The organism is Sulfurovum sp. (assembly GCA_026990595.1).
Taxonomy (GTDB): Bacteria; Campylobacterota; Campylobacteria; order Campylobacterales; family Sulfurovaceae; genus Sulfurovum.
In genome coordinates, this window is sequence record JALXCZ010000016.1 from 1 (window position 1) to 23101 (window position 23101).

At 40.3% G+C, this 23101-nt stretch carries 19 protein-coding genes; 2 read left to right on the forward strand and 17 right to left on the reverse strand.

The genetic code is table 11. The features are described from left to right. Positions 1–227: 227 nt before the first annotated feature. Positions 228–569, forward strand: a complete 342-nt coding sequence (locus MVE01_RS04655) for a hypothetical protein (RefSeq protein ID WP_472561004.1) — start codon at positions 228–230, stop codon at positions 567–569. Positions 570–776: 207 nt separating this feature from the next. Here MVE01_RS04655 and MVE01_RS04660 read toward each other — a convergent pair whose 3' ends face one another. Next, on the reverse strand, positions 777–1247 hold the full coding sequence (locus MVE01_RS04660) for a hypothetical protein (RefSeq protein ID WP_472561005.1): 471 nt from the start codon (positions 1245–1247) through the stop codon (positions 777–779). Positions 1248–1447: 200 nt separating this feature from the next. Between MVE01_RS04660 and MVE01_RS04665 the strand changes: the two genes are divergently transcribed. After that, positions 1448–1798 carry a hypothetical protein gene (locus MVE01_RS04665; RefSeq protein WP_472561006.1) on the forward strand — a complete coding sequence of 117 codons (351 nt, stop codon included), beginning with the start codon at positions 1448–1450 and terminating at the stop codon, positions 1796–1798. A gap of 1 nt (position 1799) precedes the next feature. On the opposite strand, the gene MVE01_RS04670 is transcribed toward MVE01_RS04665, so the two are convergent. The 16 genes from MVE01_RS04670 to MVE01_RS04745 all read right to left on the reverse strand — a co-directional run bounded on the left by MVE01_RS04670 (position 1800) and on the right by MVE01_RS04745 (position 23087). Next, positions 1800–2267: a hypothetical protein gene (locus MVE01_RS04670; RefSeq protein ID WP_472561007.1), complete on the reverse strand. Its 468-nt coding sequence runs from the start codon at positions 2265–2267 to the stop codon at positions 1800–1802. Positions 2268–2381: 114 nt separating this feature from the next. Beyond that, complete coding sequence (locus MVE01_RS04675; RefSeq protein ID WP_472561008.1) at positions 2382–4955, reverse strand: ATP-dependent Clp protease ATP-binding subunit; 2574 nt, start codon at positions 4953–4955, stop codon at positions 2382–2384. A 111-nt stretch (positions 4956–5066) separates the two neighbouring features. Then, complete coding sequence (locus MVE01_RS04680) at positions 5067–6242, reverse strand: acetate/propionate family kinase (protein ID WP_472561009.1); 1176 nt, start codon at positions 6240–6242, stop codon at positions 5067–5069. Further along, the gene (gene pta, locus MVE01_RS04685) at positions 6239–8326 is read right to left on the reverse strand and encodes a phosphate acetyltransferase (RefSeq protein WP_472561010.1); all 2088 of its coding nucleotides are present in this window, start codon (positions 8324–8326) and stop codon (positions 6239–6241) included. The genes MVE01_RS04680 and pta overlap by 4 nt, the downstream gene beginning before the upstream one ends. Positions 8327–8429: 103 nt before the next feature. Next, positions 8430–9986: a cation:proton antiporter gene (locus MVE01_RS04690; protein ID WP_472561011.1), complete on the reverse strand. Its 1557-nt coding sequence runs from the start codon at positions 9984–9986 to the stop codon at positions 8430–8432. 9 nt (positions 9987–9995) lie between these two features. Continuing rightward, positions 9996–11246 (reverse strand): Nramp family divalent metal transporter, encoded by a 1251-nt coding sequence (locus MVE01_RS04695; protein ID WP_472561012.1) that lies wholly within the window; start codon positions 11244–11246, stop codon positions 9996–9998. Positions 11247–11285: 39 nt separating this feature from the next. Continuing rightward, entirely contained in the window at positions 11286–12560 is a 1275-nt protein-coding gene (locus MVE01_RS04700) for an MgtC/SapB family protein (RefSeq protein WP_472561013.1), read from the reverse strand. Then, on the reverse strand, positions 12557–13315 hold the full coding sequence (gene ppk2 / locus MVE01_RS04705; protein ID WP_472561014.1) for a polyphosphate kinase 2: 759 nt from the start codon (positions 13313–13315) through the stop codon (positions 12557–12559). Before ppk2 ends, MVE01_RS04700 begins: the two co-directional genes overlap by 4 nt. After that, entirely contained in the window at positions 13315–14703 is a 1389-nt protein-coding gene (locus MVE01_RS04710) for an NAD(P)/FAD-dependent oxidoreductase (RefSeq protein ID WP_472561015.1), read from the reverse strand. The genes ppk2 and MVE01_RS04710 overlap by 1 nt, the downstream gene beginning before the upstream one ends. Then, on the reverse strand, positions 14687–17272 hold the full coding sequence (locus tag MVE01_RS04715) for a plasma-membrane proton-efflux P-type ATPase (RefSeq protein WP_472561016.1): 2586 nt from the start codon (positions 17270–17272) through the stop codon (positions 14687–14689). Before MVE01_RS04715 ends, MVE01_RS04710 begins: the two co-directional genes overlap by 17 nt. A gap of 2 nt (positions 17273–17274) precedes the next feature. Further along, entirely contained in the window at positions 17275–17964 is a 690-nt protein-coding gene (locus tag MVE01_RS04720; RefSeq protein WP_472561017.1) for a 2,3-bisphosphoglycerate-dependent phosphoglycerate mutase, read from the reverse strand. After that, positions 17961–18506 (reverse strand): DedA family protein, encoded by a 546-nt coding sequence (locus MVE01_RS04725; protein WP_472561018.1) that lies wholly within the window; start codon positions 18504–18506, stop codon positions 17961–17963. The genes MVE01_RS04720 and MVE01_RS04725 overlap by 4 nt, the downstream gene beginning before the upstream one ends. Positions 18507–18538: 32 nt before the next feature. Then, positions 18539–19942, reverse strand: a complete 1404-nt coding sequence (locus MVE01_RS04730; RefSeq protein WP_472561019.1) for an MBL fold metallo-hydrolase RNA specificity domain-containing protein — start codon at positions 19940–19942, stop codon at positions 18539–18541. Between the two features lie 29 nt (positions 19943–19971). Further along, positions 19972–21366 carry a dihydrolipoyl dehydrogenase family protein gene (locus tag MVE01_RS04735; RefSeq protein ID WP_472561020.1) on the reverse strand — a complete coding sequence of 465 codons (1395 nt, stop codon included), beginning with the start codon at positions 21364–21366 and terminating at the stop codon, positions 19972–19974. Then, complete coding sequence (locus MVE01_RS04740) at positions 21353–22279, reverse strand: aldolase (protein WP_472561021.1); 927 nt, start codon at positions 22277–22279, stop codon at positions 21353–21355. Before MVE01_RS04740 ends, MVE01_RS04735 begins: the two co-directional genes overlap by 14 nt. 10 nt (positions 22280–22289) lie before the next feature. Further along, a complete protein-coding gene (locus MVE01_RS04745; RefSeq protein WP_472561022.1) occupies positions 22290–23087 on the reverse strand; it encodes a type I glyceraldehyde-3-phosphate dehydrogenase in 798 nt (265 codons plus the stop codon). Between the last annotated feature and the right edge of the window lie 14 nt (positions 23088–23101).

Below are 23101 nucleotides of genomic sequence, written 5' to 3' on the forward strand. Positions count from 1 at the left end.
TGAGGCTAGTCATTGGCGATACAGCTCTGCTAGGGATTATGAAGGAGTATCAGGGTTGATTGAGGTTGAGAGATTTTGGTAATCTATATTCTGGTATGCATTCCCACCGGGGACGGATGGGAACGAGGTTCGTGATTAAATTATAACATCATAGTCTGTATTGTATAAAAATATGTCAATTTGACATATTATTAAGACTTAGCCATGTTCTTTACTATAATCCCCTTATGTATAACAAAAAGAAAGAAAAACTCTATATCTCAGAGTTATTGGACAATCCTGCTGTTGCTTATCCGGCATATTATGTTGTAAGTCTTGCTATGCACAAAAATGAGATGCTCCATGCTGCACTCATCGCTCTGCATAGCTTTGATTTCTCATACTATGAAGTCGCCAAATCTTATGACGATATCTTTGCAATGTTCCATTCTGGCACCTTCCCACTCTACAGAGAGAAGTATATTGTAGGATATTTTGGCAATAAAATGATGTATTTGGAATCACATGGGTGGAAAGGAATGCCCGCTACAGAGGACATTTTCAAGATGGAGAACTGGTTAGTCTGCTAAAAAAATAAGACAAGTTTTTAAAAATATAATTATAAATTTTCTATTTAAGACTAATTTTATCTTATTTGGATAAAATTCGCGTATATCTTAGGTATCGACATTAACTTTTTCATTCTTCCTCCTTTTTTAAAAAAGTTCCTGTCTCTTGACTACCTATCAAGAGACGCTTATAACTCCGTCGGTATCTAAGATTTATTTTTTGTATTCTTATCTTCTTAGCAGGTCAATATTTCTATTTCTATGACTTTTATAAGAATGGTTATACCCTCTTGTTCTTTTATATCTGTATCTATCACCATAACGATCTCTATGATAATTATGACTATGATCACTTCTTCTGAGTAGATCTACATTTTCCCTGTGTCGTCTGTGGTGATACCTGTATCCACGATGGTAGTAATGTCCATGTCTATATCTATGACCACGATAGTAATAATATCCATTTCTATAATTTCCACCGTAATAGTATCTGTTATTGTAAAAATAATAAGGTCTGTCTAAATAGCGGGGATAATCATAAATACCGATTGTTGCACTGGAGATCACAGGATTTCCGTACCCGTAATAACTATTGTTATATCCATATCCGTAGTTGTTATAAGGCACACAACCTGTAAAAAGTAAAGTACCTGACAAGAGTGCTACTACACCTAAATATTTCATTTTTTTCTTTTGCATCATTGATCCTTTATTACTTTAGGGTTTTTTATAAGATGCCCATAATTCTATTATATTGGATAAATGTGTACTCTTTGTGAGGAATTATATTTAACAGAATAAGTATAATATTAAATATATAAAACTTAAATTATTAATAAAATATATTAAAAAATGATATAATATTAATATATTAGTCAAATCACATAAAGGAGACTAACATGAAACTATATACAAAAGCCCTGCTTCTTGGTACGATTTTCTCTCTAGCATTCACTCCCTACGCCTTGGCAGATAAAGTCAATATGAATGCTATACATACTATGGAGATAAAACTGGCAAATCTTGAGGTAGATATTAGTAAAAAAAAGATACAACTTGTACAAAGAGAAGAGAAACTTAATGAAATGAAAGTCAAATCTCTCTCCAGTACAAAAATAGATAGAAAAAATATGGCATTAAAACTGGCAGAAGTAGAATCTGCACTTGCAAAAGATAAATTACTACTAACAGAAAGAGAAGTCAAACTTTATGAAATGAAAGTTGCTCTGTTAAAACAAAAACAGCAATAAACTATTTTCCTGCTCTCATAATATTATAAACTTTGGAAAGGTTATAGTTCTTATAGCGGGCAGGTTTTCTTTTATTCTCCCCCTGATAGCTTAACATACAGGCAATTTTTCTTTTCTTATCCATCCAATCTACAAAAATAGCACTGTGTTCACTGTTGTGATAGGAGGTATTAATAAAATAGAGCCAATCTCCAGACCTGATAAAATTAATGTTAGCGTAGGGACCTCTCTTTTTACTTTTAAAAACAGTATGTCTCTTTTTCTGTGGCACACCTGCCTTTTTAAAGGTCGCATCAATGTAATCCCAACAGCTTCCACGTACCAAGACACCGTCTTTTATCATCCTGTCACCTACACACAATACATGATATGCCGATGGTGCCACTTTTGCCTGAACAAAAGCATCCGGTGTTTTTTGGCTACAGGCAGTAAACAGCAAACACATTCCGGCAAGTAAAATAATTTTCATTACAAATTCCCTTTCGCTTATATGTTATCTTAACTTATTGCCGGTAAAAGTATATTGAAGAAGGCACCCCTAAACGAGCGCCTTTTAGTTGTAGAAAAGAAAGGGTAGTTAGTGTTAGCTGATATGTACCTCTATTTCAGCATTTTGTACATCAAATTCAACATTCGATCCTTCAACGACTTTGTCTTCAAGAATAAGCTCTGCAAGTCTGTCTTCTACCACTTCATAAAGTGCTCTTTTTAACGGACGAGCACCATAGACCGGATCAAATCCTGCTTCAGCGATATAAGCTTTTGCAGCTGGTGTCAGTGTAATATTAATATCACGCTCGGCCAATTTTTTCTGAATACCCTTAAAGAGAATATCTACAATACTTGTGATCGCTTCAAGATCAAGCGGATTAAAGATGACTATATCATCCAAACGATTGAGGAACTCCGGTTTAAAATGCAGTTTTAGTTCATCATTAACCGCTTTTCTTCTGTCTTCAGGATCTTTGAACTCCATGATCTTGTCTGAAGCAATGTTTGAAGTCATAATAATGATCGTATTTTTAAAATCTACCGTGACTCCCTTATTGTCTGTCAGACGTCCATCATCAAGTACCTGTAAAAGTGTATTAAAGACATCAGGGTGTGCCTTTTCTATCTCATCAAAAAGTACAACTGAGTAGGGTTTACGGCGTACGGCTTCGGTGAGCTGTCCACCCTCTTCATACCCCACATACCCCGGAGGTGCACCGACCAGTCTGCTGGCTGCATGTTTTTCCATATACTCACTCATATCAATGCGAATAAGAGACTTCTCTGAGTCAAACAGGAATTTGGCAAGTGTTTTTGCCACCTGTGTTTTACCCACACCGGTCGGTCCAAGGAACATAAAGCTACCAATAGGTCGGTTCACATCACTGAGCCCTGCTTTATTACGTTTAATAGAACGTGCCACAGCTTTGAGTGCTTCTTCCTGACCTACGACCTCTTCTTTAAGCACATCTTCTATATGCAGGATCTTGTCTTTTTCGCTTTGAAGCATTTTGTTGACAGGAATACCAGTCCAGCGGCTTATGATGCTTGCGATCATCTCTTCATCTACAGAGTTTTTGAGCAGTGTACCCTCAGACATCATCTGTGTCCACTTATCTTCCAGCTGCTTAAGCTTCTCCTGTTCTGCAGGGATCTGTCCATATTCGATCTCGGCGGCTTTGTTGAAGTCTCCTTCACGTTTGACCTGCTCAGCCTGTGTTTTAAGTGATTCAATAGCAGACTTGACTTCCGCAATTTGGTTAAAGACCTCTTTTTCGTTGTCAAATTGATTCTGCAATGAAACCTTTTTCTCTTCAAGATCAGCCAACTCTTTCTCTATCTCTTCAAGACGAGCAGCATTTTTTTCATTCTCTTCCATTTTAAGTGCTTCTTTTTCCACCTGAAGTGTACTTATTTCACGTTTTGCTTTGGAGAGATCTGTCGGTTCACTCTCAATTTGCATTTTGAGTTCTGCTGCAGCTTCATCTATAAGGTCTATCGCCTTGTCCGGAAGGAATCTGTCTGTAATATAGCGATCAGAAAGCTTTGCAGCAGCTACCAGTGCGCTATCGGTAATAATAACATTGTGGTGTGCCTCAAGTCTGCTTTTGATCCCTCTTAGGATCTGTAAGGCTTCATTGATACTGGGTTCATCTACTTTGACAGGCTGGAAACGTCTCTGAAGTGCTGCATCTTTTTCAAAATACTTTCTGTACTCTTTGAGCGTGGTCGCCCCTATGGTATGCAGTTCTCCACGAGCAAGTGCAGGCTTGAGAATATTTGCCGCATCCATGCTCCCCTCACTAGCCCCTGCCCCAACAATGGTATGTATCTCATCGATGAACAGAATCACATTGGCGGCCTCTTTGACTTCATCTACGATCGCTTTGAGTCTGTCTTCAAACTCACCTCTGTACTTTGCCCCGGCGATAAGACGGCTCATATCAAGTGAGATCACACGCATATTTTGAAGACTCAAAGGTACTTCTTTGTTGACAATACGCTGTGCAAGACCCTCGACAATAGCTGTTTTACCCGTACCCGGCTCACCGATGAGAATAGGATTGTTCTTTGTTTTTCGGATAAGGATCTGCATCATACGCTGCACTTCCTCATCTCTGCCAATGACAGGATCAAGTTCACCATCGAGTGCTTTTTGGTTCAGATCTATACCGTATTGAGCCAGTGCTTCCAGTGTCTCATCTCCGGACTGGGAGTCTATCTGCTTTCCTCCGCGTATAGATTCAAGTGTCTTTTTGAATTCAGAAATATCCACATATTTACCCAAAATATCTTTGATGAAACTCTCATTAATATTTGCCAGCAGCCAGGCATCTACAGCAAGATACTGGTCTCCGTTGGCTGTCATGACACCTTCGGCATTTTGCAATGAACGCACAAGATTTTGAGAGAGTTTGATATTCTCTTTGGTAACCGTTGAGACGGTAGGCAGTTTGTTGGCAATACTTTTGGCTTCCAACTCAATGGCTGCCTTGTCCACATTCATTTTATTGAGTGCCTGATGCAGGATCGAACTGCTGTTTGTAAGCAGTGCCCAAATAAGGTGAACAGGTTCTACTTCCTGGTTTTTATTATGTAATGCAAGCGATACCCCTGATTCGATGGTACTTTGCATTTGATTGGTCAACTTTTCTAATATACTCATGATGACTCCCTTTAACAGTAAATTTTCATATATTATACAACTTTAGTCACTTTGTGTCAAGTTTCTTTAAGGATTTTATATAAAGAATGTTCTCTTAGTATATTTTACACTCTAAATATCTGATTCTTTAATAAACTGCAAACTCTGATTTGCCATCTCCCGTTCTTCATCTGTCTTTATTCTCAGTATTTTAACTTCTCCCTCATGACCGATAAAAGTAGCCCCTTTTTCATTTTCCTCTTTATCAAGAATAATGCCAAGTGCTGCCATATTATAACAGACAGCTTCTCTTACTTCGGGAGAATTTGTTCCGATACCACCGGAAAAGACAATTGCATCTACAGTACCCAGAAGTGCTATGTATGCACCAATATACTGTTTTACCTTTTGGCAAAAAATATTAAATGCAAGTTTTGCATTTTCCTCACCTAATTGCATTTTTTGGATGACCTCTCTCATGTCATTGATACCACACAAACCTTTTAGACCACTTTGATAATTAAGTATATGATCAAGTTTTTTAGCATCATAATCATGTTCATTGAGAAGATAAAGTAAAATACCCGGATCAATATCTCCACTGCGTGTCCCCATAACAAGTCCTTCAAGAGGGGTAAATCCCATAGAAGTTTCCAGACTTTTTCCGTTTTGAATGGCAGTTGCACTTGCACCATTGCCTAAATGCAAGGTGATAAGATTACAGATTTGTAGAGGTTTCCCAAGCAACCGTGCACTCTCTTTGGCAAGATAGTGATGAGAAATACCATGAAACCCATAACGCCGGATCTGCATAGTGTCATAATAATACTCCGGTAGAGCATAACGGGAAGAAGATGCCGGCATACTCTGGTGAAATGCTGTATCGAAAAAGGCTATTTGTTTTATATTTGGAGCAAGATGCTGCATCGCAGTAATACCTTCAAGATTGGCAGAATTGTGTAAAGGTGCAAGAGGAATCATACGACGTATCACATCAGTTACTGTTTCATCAATGAGTACTGGTTTGGAAAATACAGATCCACCATGCACAACTCTGTGGGCAATAGCACTTAAACACGTAAAATCTTTTAAAATACCGGTTTTTTTTAACTGTTTTGCTATCTGTTTAAAAGCTTCATGATGATTTGAACATATGATTTTTTCTTTTATGCTATTCAATGAAATGGAACTTATTTCTTCTCCAATCTTCTCTACCTCACCCCAAGCGACTACTTCTAAATGTTGATCCATATTAAAAAGTTTGTACTTGATAGATGAACTGCCGGAATTAAGGACAAATATTTTCATGATTTCTCTTTTTCCCCAGCCGCCTGAATAGCAGTAATAGCAATAGTATGTATGATATCCGCAAGTTCTGCACCACGGCTTAGATCATTAACCGGTTTTTTAAGCCCTTGTAAAATTGGTCCGATCGCAATGGCATTTGCACTTCTCTGTACAGCTTTGTAAGTATTATTTCCAGTATTTAAATCTGGAAATATAAATACCGTTGCATGACCTGCTACTTTACTTTTTGGCATCTTTTGGGCTGCTACTTTAGGATCAACAGCCGCATCATACTGCATTGGACCTTCTATCATAATCTCCGGTGCCAATGTCTGGGCAATATGTGTTGCCCGACGTACCTTGTCCACATCTTCTCCTACACCGGAATCACCACTGGAGTAAGAGAGCATAGCAACTTTAGGTTCAATACCAAATGTCTTAGCTGTCTTAGCTGAATTAACAGCAATCTGTGCAAGTTCCTGGGCATTAGGATCAGGATTGACTGCGCAATCTGCATACACCAATACACGATCATCAAGCAACATAAAGAACAGACTGGAGATCAATGCAACATTTTTTTTGGTTTTTATGATCTCAAATGCCGGCTTTATAGTTTCTCTGGTCGTATGTGTGGCACCCGAAACAATCCCGTCGACATATCCCAAATAAAGCATCATCGTTGCAAAATAATTTTCTCGGCTCACCATCTCCCGTGCTACCTGTTTGATGATACCCTTATGTTTACGAAGTTGATAAAAAGTAGTAACAAATTCTTCCATATGATCCCATGACTCTGGATCAACCACTTCTGCTTTAGAAAGGTCAAGTCCCAAAAGACTACTATCACGGTGGATATGTTGTGGATTTCCAAGTAATGTAATATCACATAAACCCTGACGCAAAACATTATCTGCCGCACGTAATATTCTTTCATCCGTGCTTTCAGGCAGTAAGATACGACATTTTGAAGCTCTTGCTTTCTCATAGAGCATATAGGTAAACCGTACTGGAGTCATTCTTTTGGGTGCTTCCAGAGAAATTCTGTTTTTAAGTATTTTGGCATCAATATGCTTATTGAACAAACCTAATGCCAAGGCAATTTTACGTTCACTCTGGAGGGTGATTTCTGCAGATACATTTTCTACTCTAAAAGCAGCACTTTGTGTATCGGTATGAAGTGCTATCATTGGCAATACAGGTATATCTGTACCTGAAAGTAAGGTATCAATGGCTTTTGCAGGCAAGATATCTCCTGTTAAAAGTATACCTGCCAGAGAGGGATAATTGTGCGAGAGATTGGCTAAAAAGGTACCTACTAGTATGTCACTGCGATCTCCAGGCACGATTATTAGATCCCCTTCTTCAAGATAATCTAAATAGTGTTCCAGCATCATAGCGGCAACTTTAGTCTGTCTGACAGTTCTGTCTAATATAAACTTTTCTTTTGTTAATAGTTTGGCACCGGTTTGCGAAACGATATCAGCCATTGTTGGTTGATCAAGTTCAGGGATTTCAGGTAAAACATACAGGCAAAAACCATCATTACTTTTTTCTTCCACTACGCGAACCATCTTTATCGGAACACGGTTGAAAAAAACACCCAGTAAAGTAATGTTATGGGTAGATGCCGTATGTTTTGTATAATCCAAAATACTATCAATTTCTTCAGACGTTTTAATACGCTGTCCATTGATAATCTCAAGTACCGGTATTTGAAGATTTTCCGCAATCTTTAAATTGAAAGTCGTATCAATTATAGTATCATTTATAGTATGTAACCCCTGACATAAAACAAAATTATATCTCTGCAATAAAAGTGTGTAACGTTCCAAAATTTTTTCATAAATAATCTGACTCTTATTCTCTGCCATAAGTATTTTAGCTTCTTCAATAGTCATACCATAAGCTGTTTCAGGTGCTTGTTTAAGTTTGAAATATTGGGTAATAAAGTGAATATCAGCATCCTCTTCCTTTGTCATGACCAATGGTTTGAAAAAGGCAACATCCTGTACCTCCCGTTTCAGTATAGCCATCACTCCCATCGAGATCATGCGCATACCGCTTTTGGGAGTTTTGCAAATAAGTAATAAAGATTTAGGCTGCATAAACATATCCATTATCAACTTTTTTATTACTGCTTCTTTCTTTCCTGCTGATAGTAGTATATCCAAGAAAGAATAATTGTTCCAGAAAAAGATCTACCATTATTTATGCTCCTATATTTTCAAGCTCAAAGAGCTGTGTGTCAAATTCATTTTTTATGGTTTTGTAGACTTCAAGACTGATGGTTCCACTTTGATACATTTCAAGCAGTGCCTTAGTCTCTTCCATGATCATTCTACGCTTAGTTTTCAGTACCTCTTCTTTTACCAGAGTCTCTTTGTCAGCCTCTGTTTTATCAAGCTCTTCAGAAAGAGTATCAATTTTATCCTGATACTCTTTTCTCAATGCTTCAAGGCTCTGTGTACTGAGATAATGCCGTTTATGAAGTTTCTCCATGGTATCTACCGTATCCTGATAAAGTGTGATCTCTGTTTTAAGAAGTTCATAACTCTTCAGTTGGGAAACAGGAGAAAGGATACCCAGCATCTTCATCAAGGGTGACATTGACAATCCCTGTATGAAGATAGAGATAAGCACCACACCAAAAACAAGTGTCACAATCAGTTCTTTCAGGGCAAACGAATCGGGGATACTGAGTGCCAGAACCATTGAAAGTGCCCCACGCAGCCCACCCCATGTCATGACTGCTGTCCATGAAAAAGGAAACTTATGCCTAGTGGGATAGAAAATAACCCAGGTACCCGTTACCACAAAAACACGGGCAGCCAAAACAGAACCGTATGCGATCAGAATAATGGGGAAAAGTTCCCACAGCATAGTCAGGTTTACAGCAAAACCCATGAGAAGAAAGATAAGTGAGTTCATTGCAAAAGCAATATATTCCCAAAACGTTTCTGTTGCAAGCCGTATGGAAGGGAAAAGTGTTTTAGACAAACCTTTTCCCCCGGTGATCAATCCTGCTGCAACGGTACTCATGACCCCGGAAACACCAAGATTGTCTGCAACAAGAAATGAACCGTATGCGGCAATGGTCGTGAGGGTAATAGCAATCATTGCATCATCGACATGGAGCATTACTGCAGCTGTGGCAAGTCCGACTATGGTACCCACAAGAATTCCAAAGCCTACGATCCTGAAAAAATCAACAGCAGCATCCTGTGGTGTTCCCCAATGTCCCAAAATATACTGCATAGCAAGAATAAATACAACAATAGATGTACCATCATTGAGCAAACTTTCACTTTCTATGAGTAGTCTCAGTCGTCTGGGAGCACCCAATTTGTTGAAAATAGAAACAACCGCTACCGGGTCAGTCGCGGCAACTGCGGCACCAAAAAGAATAGCAACAGGCCAGGTGATCGCATCAATCTGGGCAAAATGGATGCTAACTGGTACCATAACGGCAGCAGTAAGCAGTGTTGAGGCAACCACACCCGGAATAACCAGTGTAGCGATGGGTAGACCATCACGCCAAAGTTCCGATGCACGAAGATGGATCGCAGCTTCAAAAATAAGTGGTGGCAAAAAAACGGTATAAAGCAGTTCCTGTGTCAGAGACGGAGGATGCAAAAGATGCAATGTTCCCAATACCAGCCCCACGGCTACCAATGCGATGGTATAGGGAAGATTGATATATCTTGTTATGACTGCAACTACAGAGGCAATAACAAAAAGTATCAGTATAACCGACTCATAAGACATCTGTTCCTCCTATCCTATCCATTGCCAAAACATCACAATAGTGAGTGCAAAAGTAATTATCATGGCAAGAAATGAAAAAGTATTTTGAAAGCCTGTGGCAACATATTCACCCATGATTGATTTGTTGTTGGCAATTATCAGGGCAATACCTATAAGTACAGGAATCAGGACACCATTGAGCACCTGTGAATAATACAGTGCATCCACCACGGTAATGGAAGGAAAAAGATCGATAAGATCTCCAAAGATCAATGCACCGATAAAAACAATATAAAAGCCTTTGGCATCACTGACTTTGTAATCCATTCCCTCTCGCCATCCAAAAGTATCGGCTACTGCATATGCGGTTGATCCTGCCAATACAGGAATAGCCAAAAAACCGGCAACAACAATCCCCAATGAAAAAAGAGCAAAAGCATAGTTCCCGGCTGCAGGACGAAGTGCCTGTGTCAATGTCGTTACATCTTCTATATTACTATGGGTACCATAAAGCATTACTGCACCTGTAACAATCATGGCGTAGGCAAGTAGATTGGAATAGACCATACCCGCAATGGTATCAAAACTGACTTCATCTGCCTGAACAATACTCTTTTTTTCCTCTTTTTCTTCTGCTGCCTGCCAAAACATCAGATAGGGAGAGATAGTCGTTCCCAGCATACCAAGTGCTGCAATGATCCATACACTGTTCATTTCTATATGCGGTATCAGTGTGTGTTTTAATAATGTAAGTACCGGTGGCTTGGCAAGAATTGCTGCAATAATATAGACAATAAGGACTGCTGTCATACCAATAAAAATCGTTTTGATCTTTTTATACTGTCCAAAAGTGATCAGATAGGCGATAATTGCTGTAATAGGAATGAGGAAGTAGACAGTAGGATAACCAGAGATAGTATGAAAAATGACTGCAATAGCGTTAAGATCTGCACCAATAGTTAATATATTTGCCAAAGCCAGTATTATGATCATTAGAACAGTCAGTTTTTTTGAATAAAATGCCGTTGTTATCTCCGGTAAACTTTTCCCTGTCACGATTGCAATACGAGCAACCATATTCTGTATAGCAATCATCATCGGTGTGGAAAGAAGCAAAAGCCATAATTGTGAAAAACCGGTCGTTGCACCTACCACGGTGTAAGTAACAATACCGGCAGGATCATCTCCTGCACCTCCGGTAATAAGTCCCGGTCCAAGTTTTTTTATACGTTCTCTGTTTTTAGCAATTTCTTCTCTTACTTTGCTATGAAATGTACCCATAAATAGTGACTCCTTTGCCATTAGTACGCTAATAAACTTTTATATATTAAAAATAAAACCTATATCTCCCCAAAATGCCCATATTATAGTGATAATACCCAGTAACGCAACCCATAATGCTGAACGGCCGCCACCTTTCCATCCTCCAAACCACAGAGCATATACAGCTTTAAGCAGATTGTTACTACCCGCTGCGATCATAATGGCAGCAACAAGTTCATGCTGTACTACAGTATATTTCCCTGTAAGCAGAGAAAGAATAAATGGATCAATATCTGTAAAACCAACGAAAAAAGAAAGGATATGTAATCCATTATCCCCATAATGTCCTATCACAAAATGTGTCACTGCCATCATCAATACAAAAAGCCCGGCAAATAAAAATGCCGTTCCCAGTTCCAATGGGTTTTTATCAACAAAATCAGTATTTTCTGTTTTTTGATCTCCTTGTTTCATAAAAACAAATGCAGCAACCATACCTACCAAAGCCAATGAAAGAAATGGCATCATAAGTGATTTGGCAACAGCAAAGTTGAATACTATTGCCACAACTATCAATCTCACGTACATCATAGAAGTAGCAGCGATGATGGCTGCATCTATTACAGAGCTGTTTCCAGCTGATTTTGCTTTACGTGCCAAGACGACGGTAGTCGCGGTAGAAGAGTATGTTCCACCAAATATACCGGTAAGAAAATATCCTTTGGAAGGGAAAAAGTATTTCTGTATCAAATATCCGCCATAACTGATACCGGAGATCACCACAACTGCCAGCCATATCTTAAAAGGAGAAATTGGTAGATAAGGAATGATATGGGTGTTTGGCAGCAGAGGAAGAATTACCACAGAAAGCAGTAGCATTTTGCCCAAAGTCTCAAACTCATGCATATTGATATCATTACTGAATCTCTGCAAAGGCTGCTTCGCATTTAAAAGAAAAATGATCAATACTAAAAGCAGAGATGGCATCCAAAGAGGAAAAAGCTCAGTTATTGGACCAAAGGCATAAACGGCAAGCATTACCACATAAGGCAGAATACTTGATTTTCCTTTCTGTATTTTCTTAATATACAAGCTCAAAAAAAGTAATGAAAGCATGACTAGAACAATGATATAGAGACTCAAATGCACTGTATCCATTTTATAAAAAATATACCCCAATATCCCTATGAACGTGTAAGTACGTGCCGTACCGAAATAGAGATTTTCCTCTTTGGTGTGGTACTGATCACGATAAGTCTTTAGCTCCATACCCACCAAAAAACTGAAAACAGCCGTAATAGTCAGATGAATAAGATCAGGTGTCAGGCTCATGGTGCTATCATCCCTTTTTCGTAACACAGTGGGTCAAACTTACAGATAACATCATGGTCATGGAGCAGCAGTGATTTATCTTTCTCAGGATAGTCATTCAGACTTAAAAAATGTTTCATTATATTGATACGTGCTTCTTTTTTGTCATCGGTATGCACAATATACCATGGGGCATAGACAAAAGAGGTTTGATTGAACATCTCATCTCTTGCCTGGGAATAAGCATCCCACTTTTTTTGTGCTTTGGCATCAATAGGGCTGAGTTTCCATTGTTTAAGCGGATCTATTTTACGTGCTTCCAAGCGTTTTTTCTGTTCTTTTTTGGAAATATCAAGATAGTATTTGAGAAAACATATCTTCGAATGTGTTAGCATCTGCTCAAAGCTGCCTACTTCTTCAATAAAGTCTTTATACTGTTTTTTAGTACAAAATCCCATGACTTTTTCCACACCGGCACGGTTATACCAACTTCTATTAAAAAAAACAATCTCTCCTGCGCTGGGAAGATTTGGTACATAACGTTGGAAATACCAGGATCTCTTTTCTTTGTCACTGGGTACACCCAGAGCAACAGTACGTACTTCACGAGGACTCAGGTGTTCGGTAAAACGCTTGATCGTCCCGTCTTTCCCGGCTGTATCACGCCCTTCAAGTATTATACATACAGCTACATTTTCTTCGATCACATGTTTTTGGAACTTGACCAGTTCTACCTGTAAATTGTATAGTTCTTTTTTATATACCTCTTTTTTCATTACATCATTCCTCTCATCATCAGCTCAAAATAGGCTGACCGCATCAGATGCAGATCTATCTCCCACCATATCCATCTTGCTTTGGTCGGATCAAGAGGGAACATTGGGGCAAGATCTTTGGGTGTATATTCAGCAAGCAGTATCCTTCCGTAACGTGTCTTGATTGGTGAGACGGAATAACCGGTATATCTCATAGGTGGTTCTTTCCCCTCCATGATACTGGCGATATTGTCCTGAAGGACGATTGCCTGTTCTCTGATGGCTCCGCCACTCTTGCCTGAAGAAAGCCCCACTACATCACCCAACCCGAAAACATTTCTGTATTTGGGATGGCACAATGTTTTTTCATCAACTTCCAGCCAGCCTTTATGGTGTCCTTCTTTCACACTCAATGTAGAATCACGTACAACTTGAGGTGCTTGCATTGCCGGTGTTATATGCAAATAATCATAGCTTACATTCACCTCTTTATTCCCATTGCTATAGATCGCCACTTTTTTCTCTTTATCGATACGTTTTAGAACATACTCGTAAGAGACAGAAATATTGTCAGTGTTTTTCAATGTTCTTTTTAATACTGTATTTATCTTTTCAGAGGGGAAGAGCACTTTATCTGCTTTTGTTAATGTAAATTTCACTTTACTGTGCAGATCTTTACCTTTTCTCTTCAAACCGTTACCTTTGAGCATATCATTAGTCAAAAACAACATGGAAAGAGAAGCACCCTCCCCCTTAACAGCTGTTTCTGGATCGACAAACAGCACATTTACTTCTAATTTAGCTGCTTTGCGGCGTATGGCTTTCATCCACATCCGAGATGCAATGGCACCTGTTGAAGTCCCTTTTTCAAGATTATTAAGGTGTACACTGGTTATCCCGTGTTTTCCTATATCATCCACTGTTAACCCTTCAACTGCAGTATAATCATATTCACAACCAAGTGCCACAACAAGATAATCATAGGGAATTGCGTTATATTTTTTTGTATGTACCTGATTCCTATCTGGATCGAATCCTGTTACAGTATCTTGCAGCCATTTGACATTGTTCGGAAGTAACTTGCTTGTGGAGCATTTATTGTCAAATTCACTGTAGAGTCCGGCAGCAACATAAACTTGCCCACTCTGATAGAGATGCGTTTCATTAGGAGCAATCAGAGTGATCTTCGCATTTGGTGCCGATCGTCTCAGTCGCGCTGCTACGGTCATCCCGGCTGTACCTCCGCCGACAATAACGATCTTTGCTTCTTTTTTACTTGCGAATGTTGAGAGTTTCGTCTCGGCAGAAAGAGTTGTACCTCCACTTACCAGCAGTGCAGCACTGCCCATACCCATGAGCTTTAAAGCTTTCCGTCTTTCCATATTCTCTTTTTTAGATGATATCTTCATGATATTTCCTTCTGTAATAATGTAATACACCCATTTTTACTGCATCATTGAATACGAACCAGATCAGAGCATAGGTCCACATCCAGATTGCCCATTCCCAACCGATCGGCTCCATCAGACCAAAGCCGTAAACCGCGATTATCGTTCCAGCTACACGGCTGAAGAACGTGGCATTAAAGAGTGTCCACGACGGCCATGGTCGCTTCCAAAACCAGTCGTCTATACGGGTATTGTAAATCGTTCCGTGTCCGGCAATGACAAGTTTGGCAAAGAACGCGGACTGTACAAAATCAAGAGGGAGATGCATAAGAGAGATCAGTATCCAGAAAAGTGTAAATGAGGAGAGAACACCTGCCAGACCAAGCCATGAGGCTAAAATAAAGACTTCTTTCATATCCCATCGTACAGGTGCCTCACGCAGTTTTGTATGATCATAAGCAATCGTCATAATAGGGATATCGTTCAAGAGTGCCAAAATGATGATCATCAGTGCTGTAATAGGGTAAAAATCATAAATAACAATAGCCAATGTCATGAAAATAATAACACGGATCGTCTCTGCTATACGGAAGATCGTATAACTTTTCATACGTTCAAAGATCTGTCTTGCCTCTTTGATCGCATCAACAATAACAGTAAGACCAGGTGCCATAAGTACAATGTCTGCTGCTGCCCGTGCTGCATCCGTTGCACCGCTGACAGCGATTCCGCAGTCCGCTTTTTTCAATGCAGGGGCATCATTGACTCCGTCACCTGTCATACCGACAATATGATTAGCCTTTTGTAATTCATCCACAATAAAATATTTATCTTCAGGGAAAACCTGTGCAAAACCGTCTGCATCTTCAATCAGTGCAATAATCTCGGATTCATGCTTTTTAACACTTCCTTTTGGTACAGGCATATTATAAAGTTCTTTTTGAACTTTTTGAACAATTTTTTTAACCGTATTGTCAATTTCCTTTTTGGGTGCATTCGGATGCATAGACTCTGCAATAGCACGAGAAAGGATCTGGGAAAGATAAAGATACTCTTCGACAGACTCACCTTTGAGTGTATGAATATCTTCTATTTTCTCACCGATTTTTAACATAGATGCAATATATTTAGCCACAGCGATATTGTCACCTGTAACCATTTTGATCGATACACCTTTCTCCTGTGCTTCACTGATCGCTTCTGTCGAATCTTCACGAGGAGGATCAAACAGAGGAATAAGACCAACAAAATGATAGCTGTCTTCTTCACATTTTCGAAAGGCAACGCCTAGTGTTCTAAATCCTTTGGATGCAAAATTTTCTACCTGATTATAGGCTTTCTCTTTGTCAAATTCCTTATCGTCACTCTGTTCGATGATTACCTGTGGTGCACCTTTGGTATAAATCAGTTCACAGTTGTCTCCCTCATAAATACCTTCAGTTCTTTTATGTACCGGATCGAAAGGAAGAAAATTTTTAAGACTGTTTTTTGTTACTTTCTCTTCCAGTTTATGTTGATGAATATAATCAAAAATAGGTTTTTCAATAGGATCGTTATTCTCTTCTTTGCTGGCAAGTGCTGCATAAACCATCAGTTCCTCAGAAGTATAGTTATTTGCAAGGTAAGGATCTGCCAAACTCATCTTATTTTGTGTAAGCGTACCTGTTTTATCCGAACATAGTACATCCATGCCCGCAACTTCTTCAATAGCGGCAAGACGGCTGACGATTGCCTGTTTCGCTGCCAGTACCTGTGCCCCGATAGCCATCGTCACAGTAAGTACTGCCGGCATCGCCACAGGAATAGCTGAAATGGTCAAAACCAATGCAAAGATCAGAAGTTCAATGGTTGGCTGATCCGTTTTTATACCATGATACACAATGATTGCAATCATAAAGAGTGTCAAAAGAATTAAAAAATTACCAACCTTAATAACCATTTTTTGAAAATGGCTTACCTCTTCATGCTCCGCTTTTGCAACCAAACCTACTGTCTTTCCGAAGTAGGTATTTTTAGCTGTTGCAGTGACTTTTGCTATCATCTCTCCCTGTTTGATAATAGCATTGGCATAGAGATCATCTCCAATCTTCTTATGTACAGGAAGTGATTCACCGGTAAGAGCTGACTGATCTACCAGTAAAAAATCCCCACCACTGAGCAAACTTACATCTGCAGGAACAATATCTCCGATTTTAACTTTAACAATATCATCGGGAACAAGCTCTTTTGCATCGATCTCTTGCCATTTTCTGTCACGTAGCACGATAGCTTTACGTGCCAGCTTCTTTTTGAGTACAGAAATAGCATTAAGTGCTTTGGATTCCTGATAAAAATCAACAATGGCATTGACAAATAGAAGCACCATAATGATCGTAAAATCTTCCCAGCGCTGTGCCATAGCAGAAAGTATGGCTGCCACTTCGATCATCCAGGGGATAGGTCCCCAAAAACGTTTAAAAAGTCGATGAAACCAGCTCTCCTCCTTTTCTTCAATTGCATTGGGACCAAATTTTTTGAGACGCTCCTTGGCCTCTTCACTTGTCAGCCCCTGCATATCCGCTTCCAATATCTTTTTTTGACTGTTTAACATCCTCATTTCCTTTTTTCAATGATATTTAATGTTTTGTCATACTTGTAGATTATAGGAACCCCTGTCGGGATTTCAACTTTAATGATTGTCTTAGCATCAAGTTTCTCGATCTCCATTACCAAGGCACGCAGTGAATTGCCATGTGCACTGACAAGTACGGTCTTTCCTTTTTCAAGCTCCGGAAGCAGTACCTCACAATAGTAACTTGCCACTCTTCTGCGCGTATCTTCCAGCGATTCACTCTTTGGCAGAATTACCGGTGGAATTTCTTTATATTTCTGGTCAAACTTTGCAGCACGAGGATCATTATCATCAAGAGAAGGTGGGGATGTATAATACCCCCTTCGAATCTGCAAAAATGCTTCATCACCTACTTCCTGCTTTACGTCTTTTTTGTTACGCTGCTGCCAGGCACCGTAATGGCGTTCGTTGAGTTTCCAGCTCTTGAGACAGTCTATATGCTCCCATCCCATCTCTGCAAGAACGATCTGCCCGGTATGGATCGCACGCTTAAGCCAAGAGGTATAACAAATATCAGGATAGTGCTTTAGCTTTTTTAGTTCAAAAGCTACTTTTTTCGCTTCCTGCCTACCCTGTTCACTCAGTTCGACATCTGTCCATCCTGTAAAAAGATCTTCTTTATTATAGACACTCTGTCCATGTCGTAACAGTATCAATGTTGCATAAATCATACTTCCTCCTCTTTTTGCAGTAGATAAAATCCATAGAAAAATAAAATCACCAAAAGAGCAATGCTAAGATGACGCTGCACCAAAGATAATATGTCTATGACCGCCTGACCAAAAAAATAACCTAAAGTTATAAAAGTAATTACCCAAAGAATCACACCGAAAATTTCCAGTAATAAAAACTTCCAAAATTTAAAACCTGATACTCCCAACATTAAAAGTGCAGGAATATGCGTACCATAAATAAAACGTTCAAAGACGATTATCCAACTTCCAAAGCGAAGAAACCATCTCTCTATCCGTTCTAATTTTTTATTATATCTTTTTAGCAACATTTCAGTTTTTGGTTTGAAAAAACGACCTATAAAAAAGATTGTCATATCACCTATCAACGCACCACTGACAGCAATGAGCAGTACAGTGAGTAAATCAAACTTTCCCTGTTCTACCATATAACCTGAAAGGGTGAGTCCAATCTCTCCTTCAAGAATACTCCAGAAAAAGAGAATCTTATATGAAAAATGCGTTATAAGATACGAAATCATTACCTAATCTCCTAAAAATATATTTATAAATATTAAGAAAGATAAATTACTTCTTCCGGTTCAACAATATGTACTTTTTCGTGCAATCTTTCACCCATAACTTCTTTAAGTACTTCCTGTTTCTCCTCTTCTCCGTGAATAAGAAAAATACGCTGTAAATCCTTAATCTCTTTAACCCAGTGAAGTATACCGGTCTGATCTGCATGGGCAGAAAAACCATTAATCGTATGCATACTTGCTTTAATGCGTATGTCTTCATGATAAAGCTTGATCCATTTGGCACCATCCACAATGCGCCTACCCAATGTACCCACAGCCTGATAACCAACAAAGAGCACTGTATTTTTAGGATTCCATAGACGGTTTTTAAAATGATGCAATATCCTGCCACCACTGCACATACCGCTTCCTGCAATAATGATCGCACGTTCATTGACATTGTTAATGGCTTTGGATTCATCCACAGTAAGTGTATAGATCAGTCCATCGAAATCAAACACTGTACCATCGCGTTTTTTGATCTTCTGACACTCTGTACTTAAAAGTTTTTCCGCATACTCTTTATAGATTGTCGTTGCTCTAGTTGCCATAGGACTGTCAAGAAATATTTTACATTCAGGCAATTCCCCTTTGTCATGCATCTCTTTTAGAATACAGAGGATCTCTTGTGTCCGTTCTATAGCAAAAGAAGGAATGAGGACATTTCCCCAGTTTTTCAAGGTATCGGTAATGATAGAACGAAATTCTTCTTCACTCTCTACTGCACCCTTGTGATTACGATCTCCATAGGTAGATTCTACATAGAGGAAATCAGCATTTTCACACGACACCAAATTTGGAATGACCATATCATTGTCATTACCGATATCTCCAGAGAAAACAATCTTGCGTTTTTCTCCACCTTCTGTGTAAACGATCTCAATAAATGCAGAACCAAGAATATGCCCGGCATTTCGATAGGTAACCGTTACTCCATCACACAGCGCAAACGCTTTCTCATACTCAGGAATGATTTTTGGAAGTGATAGTGCTGCATCTACATCTTTTTCTTCATAAAGAGGTTGAGGTACTTTCCCTTCTGTCCCTCTTCTCTGAGCCTTTTTATAATAAGTCAAATAATCCTCTTTCATGATCTTCGCACTGTCAAGCAATACTACCTCTGCCAAAGCGAAGGTTGCATCTGTAGCAACAATAGTCCCATGAAATCCCTCTTTTACCAGTTTTGGAATCCTACCCACATGATCAAGATGGGCATGAGTGACCAATAGATAGTCTATACTGTCTGCATCGAAGTCGAACGGACCAAAATTACGATCTTCTTCCCGCCCCTGAAACATACCACAATCTACAAGAATACGTGTACCGCTGTCAAGTTCCAGCAGATGACATGAACCGGTGACGACCTCTGCTGCTCCATAAGAAATTACTGTTGCCATTTTTTATCCTTTTTATCTGTTTTATTATTCTATCTTCTTTTCTGCATCATATTTTTAAAAAATATCTGCTGTGCCAGTTTTCCAAATGATTCTGTCAGTGTTGGATGAGGATGAATGGTTTTCATCACATCCATCGCTTTAAGTTCATTCGCGACAATAAGAGATGCTTCTCCACTGAGAGAGGAAGCATCTTCGCTGGCTATCTGTATACCGCGTATGATCCCACTCTCTTTTTCTATAACGAATTTGAGCATTCCTTCTTCTGCTTTGTCTATCTGCGCTCTAGCATCTGTGGCATAGTCATAACGTGCTACAAAGACTTCCAGTCCTTTCTTTTTTGCCTCTTCTTCACTCAAACCTACCGAAGCGATCTGAGGATCTGAAAAGAGTACCCAACTCAGTTTGGAACTGTCAGTTTTGTGTTTCATCGGGGCAAAGATATTATGAATAGCTATTCCTGCTTCATAACTTGCCCAATGTGCAAACTTTGGTCCAACGGTACAATCCCCAACAGCATAGATATTTGTCTGGGTGGTTTGTAGCGTCTCATCAACATGGATGCCGTGACGGTCAAATTCTACACCAATCTCTTCAAGTCCAAGACCTTCTACATTAGCGGCTCGTCCAGTGGCGATAAGCAGATGGGGTGTTTCAAGCTGTTTTGCTTCATCCTTCTGCGTATAATGAACCGTGAAAGACCCTTCTTCACCTTCTATCTTTCCGAAAGTGACATTCAGCTCCACATCAATACCATCACGTATCATTTTTTCCTGTACTATTAAAGCGCTTTCTTCATCAATATGCTTCAGTATCCGCGCTCCGCGCTCAAGTATATGACACTTCGTACCGAGTTTATTGAACATTTGCACCAGTTCACAGCTGATGGCACCAGCACCGACAAATGTGATCTCGTAGGGAAGTTCTGTTTTTTTAAAAACATCTGCGTTACTCCAGGCATTTTGGGCACCTTCCCCTTCAAACGGAGGAATGAAAGCCATTGCACCTGTCGCAATGATCGCATATTCAAATGCAATCTGCTCTCCATCCACAACAACAGTATGTACATCTATAAAACGCGCTGTTCCCTGTTTGAACTCAAGATTGGGGAACCTTTCCATCTGCTTCATCGCTCCCATCGATCTGCGCCGGAGTATTTGTTTTTTATCTTCAAGTACAGCTTCCCAGTGTATCTGCTCCTTGCCTTCGACATCTATGTGGAAGGATTCCATCTCTTTAAGGATAGCAAAACGGTTGGCGGCATTCTCCAGTACCTTGGAGGGAATGCATCCTTCGAAGAGGCATTCCCCGCCTGGGGCATCCCTCTTGTCTACCAGTAGAACACTCTTGCCGAACTGTGCCGCCGTCATGGCTGCAGGTGTACCTCCGGGTCCTGCACCGATCACTACGAGATCATATTTTTTCATGACTTATCCTTTCATCTTCCAATATTTGTAATGCCTCTTCCACAGAAGTATTCCTGACCGTTACCGCATAAATAGCATTTGCCATACGGATAGCTTCATTGAGAGGACGCTGGTGAATATTACGCCCCGTGCCATTCCCACGACTGTTCCCATGGTGGAGCTGCTCATGCAGTTCCAGCAGAAAGGCTTCAGGAGACGTTTTGTCTCCACCTTCGCAAAGTACACCGGTTCTCCCCGCGGCGGTCGTAACCTCGGTGAGTCCTTCCGTATCGAGTTTTCCGTCTATATAAGGTACTTTGAGCTTGGCAAAATCCGCTCCGAGCGCCACGCCCACACCAGCCGCACCGGCGATGAGATGCCTGTCGTGCTGGTCTTTGACGTAATTGCCTTTGGGGTAGATCCACAGTACAGCGATCCAACCGTTCAAATGCGCCTCATGTACGATGCGTGCCGCTTCACGCAGCATGGCATGTTCATGCTCGCTGCCAAGATAAAGCGTGTAGCCTACCCCGCGAATGTCCAGACCGCTGCTTTTCTGGAAACGTACCACATCTTCAACTTCGAGCCATTGCTGTGAATACGGATCTTTTGCACTGTATGGAATGAGATTGGTCTTGGCATTGAGTTTCACCAGGTAGGGAATGTTGGGGTAGTCGCGTCCATAGCGGGTAATGAGTCCGAACTGTGTAGCAAACACACCGATGTTTGCTTTTGAAGCGATCTTGAAGAGGTGTTCAGGGTCATTGTCCTCAAGTGGAATACCCTCTCCGTAAAAGTCGTTGTTGAGATGCTCTACCTTCTGGTCTCCGGCAAAAAGCATAAGCCGACCGCTACCACCGGTGGTCTTTTCAAAATTTTCTATGTACGCCTTTTCTTTGTTGGCAGGCACATCTGCCGGAAGTGTCATTTTCATCTTATGCTCCTTATGCGTTCATTTTTTCGGCAACAAAGTCAGCAAGTTCCAACAAACGCTGAGAGTAGCCGTATTCATTATCGTACCATGCCAGTACTTTTACCATACGCTCACCCACGACAGCTGTTGAAAGCCCATCGATAATGCTCGAATGCAGGTTACCCAACATATCAGATGACACGACTTCTTCCATTGTGATATCGAGGATACCGTTCATCTCTCCTGTAGCTGCAGCAGTGTATGCCTTATTGACCTCTTCAACCGTTACCGCTTTGTTCAGCAGTGCCACAATCTCGGTCACTGCCCCATCGGGTACAGGTACACGCAATGCCATTGCTTCCATTTTGCCCTTGAGTGCAGGGATCACTTCCGTTGTAGCAATCGCTGCACCTGTCGTGGTAGGAATGATATTCACGGCAGCGGCACGCCCTCTTCTGCGTTTCTTTGCACGCTTGTCCACCGTTGTCTGCGTCGATGTATAGGCATGTGTCGTGGTGATCATGGCATTTTCAACACCGAAATTCTCTTCAAGTACTTTCATGGCCGGAGCGAGCGAATTGGTCGTACATGAAGCATTAGATAGGATGTGATGCGTTGAAGGATCATATTCGGAGTGGTTGACCCCGAGTACGATCGTTTTGTCCACATTCTTGCCGGGCGCGGAAATGATCACTTTTTTCGCCCCTGCTTCAAGATGCTGTGCCGCAAGGCTGCCTTCCGTGAAATGCCCGGTACACTCAAGCACGATATCGATATTCATCTCTTTCCAGGGCAGTTCGCGCGGATCATGGCTGCTGACGATCGCGATCTCATGTCCGTCAA